Origin of the sequence: Sphingomonas sp., assembly GCF_041661825.1 — a bacterium.
GTDB lineage: Bacteria > Pseudomonadota > Alphaproteobacteria > Sphingomonadales > Sphingomonadaceae > Sphingomonas.
Window position 1 is genome coordinate 62,333 of sequence record NZ_JBAZTU010000009.1, and the last position, 13,010, is coordinate 75,342.

25 protein-coding genes are annotated in these 13,010 nt (G+C 67.4%); all 25 read left to right on the forward strand.

The features are described 5' to 3' along the window. The first annotated feature begins 3 nt into the window (after positions 1-3). The 25 genes from WC729_RS29565 (at position 4) to WC729_RS29685 (ending at position 12,998) form a co-directional block, all read left to right on the forward strand. Positions 4-636, forward strand: a complete 633-nt coding sequence (locus WC729_RS29565; RefSeq protein ID WP_372858405.1) for a hypothetical protein — start codon at positions 4-6, stop codon at positions 634-636. Further along, on the forward strand, positions 633-1,154 hold the full coding sequence (locus WC729_RS29570) for a hypothetical protein (RefSeq protein ID WP_372858406.1): 522 nt from the start codon (positions 633-635) through the stop codon (positions 1,152-1,154). Before WC729_RS29565 ends, WC729_RS29570 begins: the two co-directional genes overlap by 4 nt. Then, positions 1,154-1,846, forward strand: a complete 693-nt coding sequence (locus tag WC729_RS29575; RefSeq protein WP_372858408.1) for a radical SAM protein — start codon at positions 1,154-1,156, stop codon at positions 1,844-1,846. The genes WC729_RS29570 and WC729_RS29575 overlap by 1 nt, the downstream gene beginning before the upstream one ends. 3 nt (positions 1,847-1,849) lie before the next feature. After that, positions 1,850-2,161 carry a hypothetical protein gene (locus WC729_RS29580; RefSeq protein ID WP_372858409.1) on the forward strand — a complete coding sequence of 104 codons (312 nt, stop codon included), beginning with the start codon at positions 1,850-1,852 and terminating at the stop codon, positions 2,159-2,161. Further along, complete coding sequence (locus WC729_RS29585) at positions 2,158-2,574, forward strand: hypothetical protein (protein WP_372858410.1); 417 nt, start codon at positions 2,158-2,160, stop codon at positions 2,572-2,574. Before WC729_RS29580 ends, WC729_RS29585 begins: the two co-directional genes overlap by 4 nt. A 43-nt stretch (positions 2,575-2,617) precedes the next feature. Next, complete coding sequence (locus tag WC729_RS29590) at positions 2,618-3,820, forward strand: hypothetical protein (RefSeq protein ID WP_372858412.1); 1,203 nt, start codon at positions 2,618-2,620, stop codon at positions 3,818-3,820. Positions 3,821-3,839: 19 nt separating this feature from the next. Then, positions 3,840-4,577: a hypothetical protein gene (locus WC729_RS29595; RefSeq protein WP_372858413.1), complete on the forward strand. Its 738-nt coding sequence runs from the start codon at positions 3,840-3,842 to the stop codon at positions 4,575-4,577. A gap of 3 nt (positions 4,578-4,580) precedes the next feature. Continuing rightward, a complete protein-coding gene (locus tag WC729_RS29600; RefSeq protein ID WP_372858414.1) occupies positions 4,581-5,411 on the forward strand; it encodes a hypothetical protein in 831 nt (276 codons plus the stop codon). Next, positions 5,408-6,067 (forward strand): hypothetical protein, encoded by a 660-nt coding sequence (locus tag WC729_RS29605; protein WP_372858415.1) that lies wholly within the window; start codon positions 5,408-5,410, stop codon positions 6,065-6,067. The genes WC729_RS29600 and WC729_RS29605 overlap by 4 nt, the downstream gene beginning before the upstream one ends. After that, positions 6,064-6,258, forward strand: coding sequence for a DUF5661 family protein (locus tag WC729_RS29610; protein WP_372858417.1), 195 nt, complete (start codon positions 6,064-6,066; stop codon positions 6,256-6,258). Before WC729_RS29605 ends, WC729_RS29610 begins: the two co-directional genes overlap by 4 nt. After that, positions 6,258-6,494, forward strand: a complete 237-nt coding sequence (locus WC729_RS29615; RefSeq protein WP_372858418.1) for a hypothetical protein — start codon at positions 6,258-6,260, stop codon at positions 6,492-6,494. The genes WC729_RS29610 and WC729_RS29615 overlap by 1 nt, the downstream gene beginning before the upstream one ends. Next, a complete protein-coding gene (locus tag WC729_RS29620; protein WP_372858419.1) occupies positions 6,494-7,027 on the forward strand; it encodes a YgjP-like metallopeptidase domain-containing protein in 534 nt (177 codons plus the stop codon). The genes WC729_RS29615 and WC729_RS29620 overlap by 1 nt, the downstream gene beginning before the upstream one ends. Positions 7,028-7,095: 68 nt before the next feature. Continuing rightward, on the forward strand, positions 7,096-7,392 hold the full coding sequence (locus WC729_RS29625) for a hypothetical protein (protein WP_372858420.1): 297 nt from the start codon (positions 7,096-7,098) through the stop codon (positions 7,390-7,392). A 21-nt stretch (positions 7,393-7,413) separates the two neighbouring features. After that, a complete protein-coding gene (locus tag WC729_RS29630; RefSeq protein ID WP_372858421.1) occupies positions 7,414-7,674 on the forward strand; it encodes a hypothetical protein in 261 nt (86 codons plus the stop codon). 253 nt (positions 7,675-7,927) lie between these two features. Continuing rightward, positions 7,928-8,539 (forward strand): hypothetical protein, encoded by a 612-nt coding sequence (locus tag WC729_RS29635; RefSeq protein WP_372858423.1) that lies wholly within the window; start codon positions 7,928-7,930, stop codon positions 8,537-8,539. 1 nt (position 8,540) lies between these two features. Next, on the forward strand, positions 8,541-8,708 hold the full coding sequence (locus WC729_RS29640) for a hypothetical protein (RefSeq protein WP_372858425.1): 168 nt from the start codon (positions 8,541-8,543) through the stop codon (positions 8,706-8,708). An 82-nt stretch (positions 8,709-8,790) separates the two neighbouring features. Continuing rightward, positions 8,791-9,372 carry a hypothetical protein gene (locus tag WC729_RS29645; protein WP_372858426.1) on the forward strand — a complete coding sequence of 194 codons (582 nt, stop codon included), beginning with the start codon at positions 8,791-8,793 and terminating at the stop codon, positions 9,370-9,372. Continuing rightward, positions 9,372-9,581: a hypothetical protein gene (locus tag WC729_RS29650; RefSeq protein WP_372858427.1), complete on the forward strand. Its 210-nt coding sequence runs from the start codon at positions 9,372-9,374 to the stop codon at positions 9,579-9,581. The genes WC729_RS29645 and WC729_RS29650 overlap by 1 nt, the downstream gene beginning before the upstream one ends. Then, positions 9,578-10,000 (forward strand): hypothetical protein, encoded by a 423-nt coding sequence (locus WC729_RS29655; protein ID WP_372858429.1) that lies wholly within the window; start codon positions 9,578-9,580, stop codon positions 9,998-10,000. Before WC729_RS29650 ends, WC729_RS29655 begins: the two co-directional genes overlap by 4 nt. Then, positions 9,997-10,221 (forward strand): DUF6884 domain-containing protein, encoded by a 225-nt coding sequence (locus WC729_RS29660; protein ID WP_372858430.1) that lies wholly within the window; start codon positions 9,997-9,999, stop codon positions 10,219-10,221. The genes WC729_RS29655 and WC729_RS29660 overlap by 4 nt, the downstream gene beginning before the upstream one ends. Before the next feature lie 327 nt (positions 10,222-10,548). Beyond that, positions 10,549-11,397, forward strand: a complete 849-nt coding sequence (locus WC729_RS29665; RefSeq protein ID WP_372858432.1) for a hypothetical protein — start codon at positions 10,549-10,551, stop codon at positions 11,395-11,397. A 304-nt stretch (positions 11,398-11,701) separates the two neighbouring features. Then, the gene (locus tag WC729_RS29670; RefSeq protein ID WP_372858433.1) at positions 11,702-12,148 is read left to right on the forward strand and encodes a hypothetical protein; all 447 of its coding nucleotides are present in this window, start codon (positions 11,702-11,704) and stop codon (positions 12,146-12,148) included. Then, positions 12,148-12,573, forward strand: a complete 426-nt coding sequence (locus tag WC729_RS29675) for a hypothetical protein (protein WP_372858434.1) — start codon at positions 12,148-12,150, stop codon at positions 12,571-12,573. Before WC729_RS29670 ends, WC729_RS29675 begins: the two co-directional genes overlap by 1 nt. 3 nt (positions 12,574-12,576) lie before the next feature. Then, complete coding sequence (locus tag WC729_RS29680) at positions 12,577-12,825, forward strand: hypothetical protein (protein WP_372858436.1); 249 nt, start codon at positions 12,577-12,579, stop codon at positions 12,823-12,825. A 2-nt stretch (positions 12,826-12,827) separates the two neighbouring features. Further along, entirely contained in the window at positions 12,828-12,998 is a 171-nt protein-coding gene (locus WC729_RS29685; RefSeq protein ID WP_372858438.1) for a hypothetical protein, read from the forward strand. Positions 12,999-13,010 lie beyond the last annotated feature (12 nt).

A 13,010-nucleotide genomic window follows, 5' to 3' on the forward strand; every position in this document is an offset into this window, starting at 1 on the left:
CTCATGTTCATCGAGGTCACCGAGGTCTACGTCTCGCAGTCCGAGAAGCAGCACCGCTTCGTCAAGGTGGTCTACAACGACAAGGCCATCTTCAAGGTCCGGCCGTCCTTCCAGAGCGGCGACGTGAAGAGCGTCCTCGTCTTCAAGGACCTGATGACGCAGGACATCGCGGAGACGGTCGAGGAGTTCCTCGTCAAGGCGCGCGGCTTCGACCCTGCCTCCATCACGTCGATGGTCAACCAGGTGGTCGGCACCATGTTCCCGGCGCCCGAAGGCCCCGGCGCGAAGGTCACGCACCTGCGGCCGGGGCCGACGCCGGAGGAGATGGACCAGGCCGTCGTCACGGGCAAGGCGGTGGTCGGGGGCCTCGACGCCTTCAACGCGGCCATGAAGGCCCAGGTGCCCTGCGTCTGCGGCGAGGTCTGCCTGTCTAACACCGCGGCCTCCCTCGTCAGCGGTGAGTACGGCACGCACGCCCACCCGAAGAACTCCTTCAACAAAGAGTGCAACTGGTTGAGGGGGCCTGGGGTACTCATCGCGGCGGTCACGCACGTCTGCGTCCACTGCCAGAAGCAGTTCCACGCCGTGGCCGGCGTCTCGGTCTGCCACGTCTGCAAGGACAAGGGGCTCAAGTGAACCTCAACAACCTCATCGACGCCGTCTTCGCGCCGTACTTCGCCCAGAAGTACGAGCAGGCCACCAAGGTGGACCCGGTCATCACCGAGGCGCAGGACTGGCTCATCGGGAACCTCAAGAATGAGAAGGCCGACCTCGCGGAGAAGATCGAACGGCTCCAGAAGGAGCTGGACCTCAAGCGCAAGGCCTGCTTCGTGCTCCGGAAGGCCTGCGCGGATGGCAAGTCGGCGCTGTACGAGTCCCGGCTGTGCCAGCTCGGACCGAACATGAAGGTCGGGGACTTTCTCCGAAAGACGATGGGAGATGTCGAGGCGAGCCTCTCCGACGCCGTCTTCGACGCCAACAACTACTTCCAGCTGGAGCGGTTCGACCTCTACGAGGCGGTGGACTCGCCCAAGCCCCAGGTCATCAAGACGAGCTGGACCGAGAAGGGCGAGAAGGTCATCGAGCACGTCGCGGACTGCGACACCATCGAGGTCGCGAGGACCATCGCCTACCGCTTGAACGGGGGCCGCTGATGTTCATCAAGACCATCCAGCAGATCGAGATCTCGAGCCGCTGCAACCTGCGCTGCAGCTACTGCGTCCACGGCAACGACAAGGCCATGACGCGGGTCAAGCTGGACATGGGCGAGGGCACCTGGCGCGCCGCGCTGCGCTGGGTCGAGCACTTCGTCCGGCAGGGCACCCAGGGGGAGCTCAACCTCGCGGGCGTCGGGGAGTCCACGCTTCACCCCCGCTTCCCCGGCATGATCGCGGAGGCCCGCGCCGTCGTCGGCCCGTACCGGGACATCATCTTCGCCACCAACGGCATCCTCGTCACGCCGGCCCTCATCGAGGCCATCAAGCCCTTCCAGCCGAAGGTCTGGGTGAGCACGCACCAGCCCGCCCGCGCGGCGCACGCCATCCAGGGCCTGAAGGACGCGGGGCTCATCGCCGGCATCTCGATGGACGGCGCCCTCAACCCCAACGACTGGGCTGGGCAGGTGGACTGGATCAAGCCCAGCTACCGCTTCCCCTGCCCGTGGCTGACCAGCGGCCACGGCTTCGTCGCGGCCTCGGGCGCCATCCTGACGTGCTGCCTCGACGTGACCGCTGGCTCCGCGCTGGAGGACGTGTCGGCGCTGCCCCGGTCCGACGTGAAGACCCAGCCCTGGCACCTGTGCAAGAGCTGCTACCAGGACGTGCCCGTCCTCATCCCCGAGAGGTGAAGCGTGAACCAGTTCATCATCCTGACCGACGACGACGAGAAGCACCGCATCAACCTCGCGGCCATCGCGCGGTACGCGGCCGACCTCGACTACATCAAGGACCCGCCCGTCTTGAAAGGCACCCGCGTCGTCTTCAACGATGGCACCGGCCAGACCTTCGACGAGAAGCCCGAGGAGGTGGACGCGCTCATCCAGGCGCTGCCCGAGAACGAGTACATCCGCCAGCGCCTGGAGGTCGCGGCGGCGCAGAAGGCCGCGATGAAGGCGAGCGAGGAGTACTACCAGCAGCTCAAGGCGAAGAGGATCGAACCGTGAAGACCAAGAACGTCACGCCGAAGAAGCTGGTCAAGAAGCTGAAGAACGCCCTGCAGGGCTCCCTGCGCCTGGGCGGCGCGGAGTGGAACCTGAAGTGCCCCGACTGCGGCAGGCCTACGTTCCGCGTCAAGGCGGTGCAGCTGGTGAAGGGCTCCTGCTTCATCAGCCTGAAGCTGGTCTGCGCGGTCTGCGAGGGGCACTTCGTCCTCGAGACGGGCGTGACGCCGCACGACAGCGCCTGGGGCCGGCGGCTCAAGCTCACCGCGAAGGACGAGCAGCGCGACAAGGGGCAGATGATCCGCCTCTGGACTCAGCGCCTGATGCGGGACAACCCGACGGCCTGGGGGGAGATCGAGAAGATGACCCGCGCGGAGATGCTGCGGGCCGTCCGGAGTGTGGTCGGGCCCTTCTAGCTCGTAGGTGACCATGCCCGGTTGGTCGTGCTACAACCGGCGCATGGCTCAGATCCTCCCCGACGAAGGCGAGTTGGACCCCTCGGAAGACGCCGAACTGGAGAAGGCCGTGTACCGGCCTCCCTCCTTCGGGGCCGCGTTGGGCGAGCGTCCTCCGCTGGAGGCCAGCCACGCGAACCTGACGCGCACGCTCTGGATTCGCCGGATGATCGAGCACGCGCTCGAGGACCAGACGGTCCGCATCATCGCCAACAAGGCCGGCGAGCTTTGCCTGGAGCTGGAGCGGGGCCTGCCCTCGGACCTCGTTGGCTACGCTACCAGCGTCGGGAGCACCTTCAAGACGTTCAAGCTGTGGGGCATGAGCGGGAAGATGCAGTGCCCGACGTGGGACCTCACGGCCGGCGCCCCGTGGGTCGGCGGCAGCTGCCCGGCCGCGGCGGCGGGCCAGTCCATCGTGGACGCGCACGAGCGCAAGACGATGCTCGACAAGCACGGCCACCTCAAGGCCAAGGACCCGGACGGCCGGACCATCAAGTTCTACGAGGGCGACGAGGGCGGCGACGGGCAGTGGAAGACGCCGATCTGTCAGAGCTGCTACGCCTCGGGCGGCAACTACCGCGAGTTGACCGCGGCCATCGGCAACACGGTGCGCTACCACTGGACGAAGCACCTGCTCCAGGCCGACCCCGGCCTCTGGATCGACACCGTGGTCGCCTCGATGAAGCTGCTGCACTACTTCCCCCAGGAGAACGGCATCCGCCCGGCGCGCATCCACTCGTCCGGAGACTTCTTCTCGCAGGCCTACGCCGCGGCCTGGGTCGAGGTCGCCAACCGCATCTACAAGCTCGACCCGGCCGTGAAGATGTGGGCGCCGACGCGCAGCTGGGCGACGCAGTCGTGGAAGACCGAGAGCCAGGACGCCTGGCACAAGCTGCTCGACCCGAAGAGCCTCGTCTCGGCGGGCGACGACCGGCCCAACCTCATCGTGCGCTGCAGCGCCTACCACACGGGCGACCACGCCCCCGGCGCGCTCCACCCGTCCAACGCGGTGGGGACGACGGCCATCTTCCGCGACGACAACGCGGGCGAAGGCAAGGACGACCGCTACGACCTCGGGTGCCCGGTGTACTCGACGGACGTTGACGCGAACACCTGCCAGTGGGCCCATGACCCCACGACGGGGCGTCTGGGCTGCCGCATCTGCTGGACTCAGCTGGGCAAGCGCGTGAACTTCACCGTCCACTAGGGCAGGGCCTGGAGCAGCGATGGCTGCGAAGCAGAAGAAGGTCAAGATCCTCCCCGGCTACGACCCCAGCGACAAGGGGTCGAAGCTGCGCTCGGCCCGGCTGTGCAGCGCCTTCCTCCGCGGCGAGAAGGTCGACCTCCCCTCCAATATGTCGAAGGGGGAACTCGCGGAGTTCTGCGCGAAGAACCGGGTCGGCCGTCCGTTCGCGAAGGGGATGCTGGGCGGCGGGCTCAAGGCCTTCTGCCAGGGCGCCAAGTCGGTCAAGGCGTGCCGCGAGAAGGTCCTCGAGTCCTCGCGCACGGCGGTGGGTACCAGCTTCCGGCTGAACAAGGTCATCGCGCGCTCCACGCCGCTCATCACGACCACGCTCAAAGGCAAGCCGCTCACCCCGGCGGCGACCGCCTCCAAGACCCCCTGCCGCGCCCCCGGCAAGCACAACGCGAAGAAGGGGATGCGGGAGTGCCACTACGAGCTGGAGTTCTTCACCGACTCCCAGGCGCAGGCGAAGGGCCTCGCCCGCGGAGGGCCGCACCTCCGCATCTGCGGCAAGAAGACCGGCCAGAACGGCGCGCTCTACCCGGTGGACAGCCCGGAGCAGGCCGACGCCTTGATGAAGAAGCACTGCGGCTGCAAGAAGAGCGGGGGCAAGAGCTGCATCCCCGACAAGCCGGCCGCATTCGGCGGCGTGAAGGGCCTCGGCGGGCGCGTCCGCGCCGGCCGCAACCGCTACGGGCTGTACGGGTACGGAAAGAGGTAGTTGATGCCCCGGCAGCTGCCCGAGTTCATGCGAACCGAGGAGTCCATGTTCGCATGGGCCGAGAACGAGGCCTCGGACTTCTTCAGCCAGGGTGAGCTGGACGAGGAGACGGTCAAGGACGAGATGTGGGACCTCGTCTACGACTACCGGAGCCAGGCCAAGCGGGTCATGCGTGACGGGGAGGTCGTCGGCTACCGCTACATCCGCGTCCTCGAGGACCGCTGGCAGGACCGCATCAACTGGGACTGCCTCGGCAAGTACTGGTCCTGGGAGCTTGACGGGGCCGGTGTGCAGGAAGGTCCGTCCGGTGAGGGCCCCTGGGTGGACGTGTTGTTGGTCGGTCGCCTGAAGTTCGAGGACATCGACTGGGAGCACGGCTTCTACAGCTACGTCTTCTACACCGACCAGAAGGAGATCGCCGCGGAGGCCAACCGGCCTGTCGTGGTCGAGGCCATCGGCCTGAAGCCGGAGAAGTGGGGCGAGGCGCCGAAGCTGCAGAAGCTCAAGCCTACGGTCAAGGGCAACGTCGGACCGGTCGAGATCGACAACTGGTCGGAGGTCTGCAAGCCGGTCAAGCCGTCGAAGGCCTTCGGCGCGAAGGGCGACCCCACCGACCTGAACCTATGGGTCCTCGAGGACCTCTTCAAAGGCAAGGACACGGCGCCCAACCAGCTGCGTCCGACGAGCGCGCCGCACGTCAGGCGCTGCTACAAGGCCGGGCTCATCACCATCGACGGCCCCCAGCTGCGCCTCACCGAGAAGGGCAAGGCCATCCTCGGCTTCCGCGCGTCGAAGGGCGGCGCCAGCAACGACAACTTCGGGAGGCGCCGATGACGACGGGCAAGGAGTGGTGCGAGAAGGTCTACAAGGAGAAGCTCGCCGCGCCGGCCAGCCTGCCGAAGTTGGGCGACGGCTACAGCAACGAGTACCGCGCCGCCTACGCGGTGATCTCCATCGCAGGCCGGAAGTTGTACGCCGACTTTCCCAGGTCGATGAACGCGCCGATCTCAATGCCGGCGTGGTCGAAGAAGTTCTGGCGCGAGGTCATGGACTGCGCCAACCAGCTGCAGACGAAGGCGCCTCCCAAGCCCACCAAAGGCTTCGGCAGCCACCAGTGCGACGACGACTGCCGCTCCAACGGCTGCAGCGCGAGGTTCACCAACTCCAGCCGGTCCGAGGAGTTCATGGACCTGATGGGCCTGGGCGAGCACGTCTGGCCGTTCGACCTGACCGACCTCGCCCCGGCGCTCTGGGAGCCGGCCGCGGCGGGCAACCACCAGGAGTGCGCCCTCATCATCGCGGAGCACCTGCAGCTGGTCCTCGACAACGAGGTCACCCTGGACGACGACCAGGACGTGATACAGGCCGAGGCCTTCCTCAACCAGATGTTCGCCGGCAAGGTGAAGGCCGACGTGGCGCTCAAGATGATGCCGGCCGACAACCTCAACAGCGACTTCAACGCCACGATGGGCGTGAGGTTCTTCCGATGAAGTGGCCGTGCCGCAAGGGCTGGCGCAAGGGCAAGGCCACGAAGGTGGACCCGGCCCAGCTCCGCATGGGTATCAAGGTCGAGCGCGAGCACTTCACCGACGCGAGGCGAGCTTGCCGCACCGCCGTCGATCACCTGTCGGAGAAGGGCGGGAAGCGGTACTACTCCCGGCTCAAGAAGGCGAGGCTGTGATGACCTGTCCCTGCCAGCGCCGCCGTCCCGTGTACGAAGAGGCGCAGCCCATCGGCGCCCCGTCCGACGAGTACGGGCCCGTCCTCAACTACGACGGCTACGGCGCCTACGAGTCCGATCCCGACAAGACCAAGGGCCTGAAGATCCTCGCGTGGTTCGCGGGCGGCTTCGGCCTCCTCTTCTGGCTCGCGCACCAGGCCGACCAGCACCCGAACCGCAGGAAGGCGCGAGGCTGATGGACTTCGCCGGCCTCGAGCGCACCCGCGTCCTCGACCTCTTCATGGAGGCGGTGGCGAAGGTCTGGGGGCCGGGGACGGCGGCGAAGGTCACCGTGCGCCTGGGCGAGGGCCGCGAGCCGGGCGAGGGTTACGCCTCCATCGTGATGAGCCGGGCCTGCCGGCCGGTGGCGGTGCCGGCGCCCACCGGTCCGGACCACCTCATCGCCTACTGCCGCGAGGGCTACACGCTCCTCGTCTCCGACAAGCTCCTGGCCCTGGACGACGCGATGATCATGCGCGTCCTCGTCCACGAGGCGATCCACCTGGGCTTCCCCAACCACGGGGCCGACTTCCGGCGCCTCTGCAACAAGCACGGCGCCATCGTCAGCCAGCACGGGATCGAGCAGGGCGCGGACTACAGGATTCAGGTCCAGCGCAAGGAGGGTGCTCGCTTCAAGACCTTCGCGACCGTGGACACCGAGGCCGAGGGCATGGCGCTGATGAAGGCCGAGTACTCGAAAGCGCCGGGCCGGTACCGGCTGATGATGTGAGTCGTGCTACCTTCCAGCGGTACATAGGAACAGGGCAGGACCTGAGGAACGTCATGTCGTTTGGGCGCGTGAAGCACAGCAACAGCAAGATCGTCAAGGCGTACTACAAGAACGGCGGCGGCAACTCGCGGGGGTCAAAGATCCGCGTCGAAGTCGTGACCAACCGCATGGCCTACGCGTCGAAGCCGGGCAAGTACAAGGGCTACTACGAGGCGCGGGCTTGCGTGCGCCAGGTTCCGGTATCCAGACTTCGTGGTCGCGTCGGGTTCAACCGCCCCGTGAAGTGCGGTAAGCTGGCCTGGGGGTACACTCCCACCGCCGCGGTCAAGAAGGCACTCCACGCGCTCGCGAAGAGCCTGAAGTAAGGGAAGTACCCGAGGACTCAGATGGCGAAGTTCTGCAAGAAGCAGGCGATTTTCTTCAAGACCAAGCGCGGCCGGACCGTCCGCTTCGTCGGCCGCAAGAGCGGGTCCGAGGTGTGCGGCAAGAAGCGCCCCACCGTCGCCCAGCGGGAGCTGCGCCGCGCCTTCGCGACCATCGCGCGCAAGTGCAACGCCAAGCGCAAGAGCCTCCAGAAGCAGTGCTGGAAGACGTACACCCGGAGCGACCGCCCCCAGTACGTCTACAAGCGGAGGTCGGTTCGATAGCCGGCCGGCCCGCCGCGAACATCCGAAGGGCTGGCTCAAGCACCGGCCGGTCACCGCCACGAAGCGGTCGTCGCGCCCGCCTCCGGGTTGGCGTGCCGCCGCCGAGCGCGCCAACGCGCCCAGGTCGCGGGTCACCCACGACACGGGCTGGAAGATCGTCGGCAAGCCCAAGTCGAAGGCGGGTCGGAAGTTCGTCAAGTCGGTCCAGGCGAAGGCGAATAAGCGCACCTGGGCGAAGGGCCTGCGCCACCGCGTGAGCCGCATCCGGACCTCGAGGTCGGCCGGGCGCGGCGGGCCTCCGGGCTGGCGCGCCGCCGCAGCTGGGAAGAAGGCCAAGCGGGTCGTCTCCCCGCCGACGAGGGCCGGTGGCGAGGCGTGCCTGCCGCAGGTGCAGGGGCCCAACAACCCCCTGTTCAAGCGCGGCCAGCACGCCATCATCGGCGGCGAGGAGGTCATCCTCACCGGCACGACCAGTCGCGGGTACGAGGTCCTTGACGTGGCAGCCAAGAGCCTGGTCACCGGCAAGTGGCTCGACGTGAAGGACCCGGCCAAGGTCTGCGTCATCAAGCGGTACACGGCGCCCGACAAGGACTACAACATCGACCTCGCCGCCGCGCAGAGGAAGGCCGGGCTCCCGGTTGTCCCGGAAGACCCGCCCGAGTGGCGCAAGAAGTGGGACCGCGACCACGGCCAGTACATGAAGGACTTGATGAGGTCGGCCAAGGAGAAGGCCAAGCCGGCGAAGAAGGTCAAGCCCTCGCGCACCGGCATCGACGCCAGCGTCTGCGATCACATCGGGGACGCCGTCCGGAAGGCGCTGTGCCTGAAGAACCTCGCGAAGGGTCGAGTGCTGAAGCCGGGGTAGAGTGGCGCCCCGGCTTGTGCTACAACTGGTCAACCGCAGCACCAAGGGCAGGACGACGGAGGCCTACATGGCCGGCAAGGCGAAGTTCAAGAAGGTCGCGAAGCGTTGCAACAAGAAGCACGGCAAGGCCGCGCGCCGGGCGTGCTGGCGCAAGGCGTACCGCAAGTAGCTCCACGCGGTCGCTGTGCAAGTTGAGGAGGCTCGACGGGGAGGGCCCTGCCGTCGAGCCTCTTCCTCGTTTGGAGGTCGGCGTGAAGCGTCTCGGCTACAAGCCCGAAGGACCTGTCGCCCACCGCGAGGACTACGAGGTCCAGGCCTGCCCCCACAAGGTCGCCAAGGCCTTGGTCGAGAGCCACCACTACGCCAAGGGTGCCGCCAACACCTCGGTCGCCGCGCACTGCCTGGTGCGGAGGTCCACGGGGGAGGTCGTCGGCGCGGCGCTCTGGATGCCTCCGCTCAAGAAGGCGGCGGTGAGCGTGGACCCGGCGGGCTGGCGGGACGTGCTCGCGCTCTCCCGCCTCGTCGTGGCCCCCGGCGAGCCGAAGAACGCCACGGGGATGCTCCTAGCCCGCTCGATGCGCCTTGTCCCCCGGCGCTGGAAGACCCTCGTCACCTACGCCGACCAGCTCCACGGCCACGAGGGGACCATCTACAAGGCCACCAACTGGCTCGACATGGGGCTCGTCCGCGGCGCACCGACCTGGGTGGACGCCGAGGGGCGCCAGGTCGCCACCCGCCACACCAAGAACCGCACCGTCGCCCAGATGATCGAGGCCGGCTTCAAGCGCCTGGGCACGAGCAAGAAGCGGAAGTTCGTCTTCCGGAGGTCGTGATGGACTTCTCCAAGACCGGCATCCACCGCTACGAGCCCGGCTACCCGGCGCGCTGGGTCGTCACCAACACGCCGAAGGGCTGGATGGTCTGCGAGGTCTGCGGCAAGGAGTTCCGGGTCTGGATGACCAGCGACGCGCTCTGGAAGCGGCTCCCGCGCCGGCTCTGGGCGAAGCTGCTCTGCACCAGCTGCTTCCGGAGGTTCGCGTGAAGACTCCCTACGTTGACTTCCGCAAGCGGGATTTGATGGACTCGGTGGAGCGGCCCGACGAGGCCTCGGTGTTGAGAGATTACGGCCCGATCTTGTGGACGACGAAGTCGAAGGTGAAGGTGGAGGTCTTCACCACCTACGTCCCGGTGGAGTTCATCCCGGAACCGCAGCTGGCCGAGGAGGGTGAAGAGGACGAGGATGGAGGGGGAGGGTACTCGTGGGAGGACTTCCGGTCCCTGCGCCGGCCCTTCCCGCCGCTCAAGATCCACCGGGACAAGCAAGGCCGGCTGACGATCATCGACGGCAACCACCGCGCCTTCTTCTGGTTGCAGGGCGATTACACGCACTTTCCGGCTTGGGTGATTGACGAGAGCGGCGCTCCGCTCCCCTGGGCCGAGGAAGATGAGGACGACGAATGACCCAGGACATCGGCCTCGTCTCCTGCAGCGGTCCGAAGGAGTCCCACAAGGCTCCAGCGAGGGACCTCTACACCTCCCAGCTGTTCCGGGCCTCGCTCGAGGTCGCGCTCGCGCGGCACCCGCTCGTCTACATCCTTCCGCCCCATGAAGACCAGCGCCGAGTACAAGAGGGGCCTCGCCCGAGGGCGCCGCATCCGGTCGGAGCCGGGCGCCGCCGATGATGCCTGCGAGGCCGGCACCCGCGGCTACTGGCTGCGCTCGATGGCGGCGGATGCCTGCAGGACCGACCGCCGCAACTACTACAGCGCCCGAGGGAGCCCCGACTGCGAGCGGGGGTACGCTGCAGGGGCGCGGCCGGTGGTAGCGGCCATCCGGCGGGCCAAGTGGTGCCGCCGCCAGAGGGGCTAAAAACCTAGTGTTTTCAGGTACTTAGCAAGAATCGACATATACCTGTTGACAACGTGTTTAACCCCCACTAGAGTCGAGGGTGTCAAGAGCAGCACGCGGCAACCACGGGGCTTGGAGCCCCACCGGCCTAGGAGGCCTAGATGACCACGACCCTGAAGAACAACTACTCCCTGAAGACCCTCGCCGGCCTCCCTGTCCGGTTCATCGCTGGCTTCTCCACCGACGAGGTCTACAAGAAGGCCAAGGCCGACGGCGTCCTGCTCTTCTGTGGCGGCGGCAAGTTCAGCTGCCCGCCCGCGCCCGGCACTCGCGTCGTCAGCGGTGTCTGGGGCAAGCGCCATGTCGGCACCGTGACCGGCTACTTCTACGAGGCCGGCTTCGTCGGCGTCAACTTCCTGCCGGACGTGCGGCCTGAGTGCTGGAAGAAGCAGGGCTACAAGGGCAAGTGCGCGCACCTCATGGGCACCGAGATCGCCCTGGAGCAGGACGAGCACGCGACCTCTGCCATCGTCCCTGACGAGAACGCCGTGAAGGGCCCGGCCAAGGCCGAGCCTGGCCTCTCGGAGGTCGGCTACAACTCGCCCGCCGGGCAGGAGGTCCTGAAGCGCGCCTGTCCCAGCTGCGGCTCGCTCGCCGGGCAGGTCTGCACCAGCTTGCGCCAGAACGGCCTCGACAACGTCCACGCCGCCCGCCTGACGACCCCCGCCGTCCCCGTGCGCCCGGTGGACGAGGCCCTCGCTGGCCTGCCCAACCTCGTCAACCAGCCCAAGGACCCCTACCGGCTCCTCTCGGTCATCACCCGCGAGGGCCACCGCTTCAACCTGCGCCGGACCTTCACCTCCCTGCAGGCGCTGGTGAGCTTCGCCGCGGTCCTCTGCGGCGAGGGTGGCGTCTACTGCTACTGCGACTGGGAGGACCCGGACGACAGCAACCCGACGACGGTGGACGTGACCGCCGAGGACCTCAAGAGCGACTACATCCGGCGCTGACGGACCCCGACCTAGGAGGACCAGATGAAGACCGACTTCTTGGACGGGGCAGCCTTAGCCGCAGGGGATGTGGCCCGAGTGGCCGGACGGCCGATGAGTGACTCCGAACGTAAGATGTGGACCGAGTGCGTTCATGGGCAGAAGCGGTCGGGGCCTCAGTGTCCCCAGTGCCTGGAAGACCACTACATCGAGCAGCTGCGGAGGCGGTTTAAGGCCAAGTAGTTGACAACACCTTTCAGCGGACGTAGCATCGCAGCTGCAGTCAACCACCGGGGCTTGGAGCCCCCCCGACCTAGGAGGTCAAATGGACACCCTGCACACCCGCATCGCGCTGGCTCTCGGCTGGACCCCCCTGCAGGCCGCCGGCTTCTCGTTGCTCGCCCTGCGCGACCTCGTGCGCCCGGTGGACGCGGCCCTGGCCGAGGAGATCACCCGCCACGTCGAGAGCGGCGACGTGCTGCGCCTCCTCGACACCGCCACCAAGGCCATCGAGGTCAAGCCGGCGAAGCCCACCCCGCGCCTCGTCTGCGCCATCGCTCGCGACATCCGCAAGGACTGGGGCGTCAAGATCAACTACGCCGCGCAGCCCTACCTCAACGCCATGTTGGAGGCCGAGACGATCCACGACGACTGCGGCTACGACTCGATGAAGAGCATCATCCTCTACTTCCTGAACAACGCTCGGAGCTACCGCGGCGAGAAGGCCAAGGCCCTGAAGGCCGAGCTGAAGCAGCTGGTGGGGGTGAAGTGATGAACACGGTCATCAAGATCGTCAGCGGCGAGGGGCAGCGCGGCCAGTCGGTCACCTACGAGGGCGCCCTCACGGTGCGCGCCCTGAAGGCCCGCATCACCAAGGAGAAGGCCGGCGGCGACCGCTGGGCCCGCATCGAGGTCGCCACCCAGTACCGCGAGTACGAGACGGTCACCGCCGAGCAGGCCATCGCCGCGGTCGAGGCCGAGCTGGTGGACGAGGTTCAGCCGCTGACCGGCGGGCGCTACATCGTCGCCCGCTGGCAGAACTCGCAGTGGACCTCCAGCGACCTCAACGCCCGGTCCCTGAAGCACCAGACCGGCTACCAGTTCACCTACGCCCGGACCCTGGAGCAGCTGGTGAACCTGGGCATCAAGACCTACAAGACCCGCGCGCAGGCGCTGGCCGCTGCCGGGAGGGGCTGACCCATGACCCCCGACTGGATCGTCAGCCAGATCACCCTCACCGCGGAGGCCCAGGAGTGCCTGGAGAAGCGGGGCAACTACAACCTGCCGCACTACCGCCTTCGCGTCGAAGGCATGAACCTGAACTTCCCGGAGGGCTCCATCGACCGGCCCTTCAGCTGGCGCCTCCACGACGTGGCCGACCCGCGCTTCGACCTGACCAACGCCAAGATCGAGCTCGCCGCCAAGCCCTACCTGGGCAGGAAGGACTGACCATGTACCAAGGAGTCGCCCTGCAGGAGCAGCAGACCCCCGCCGAGGTCCTCGCTAGGGCCGAGCGCCGCGCCACCCTGCGCGCCTTCGCGGAGGAGGTCCTCGTCGCCCTCGCCACCGCGTCCGTCGTCATCCCCCTCACCGTCTGGCTGCTGATGGAGGCCCTGCCGTGAACCCTTCTGAGA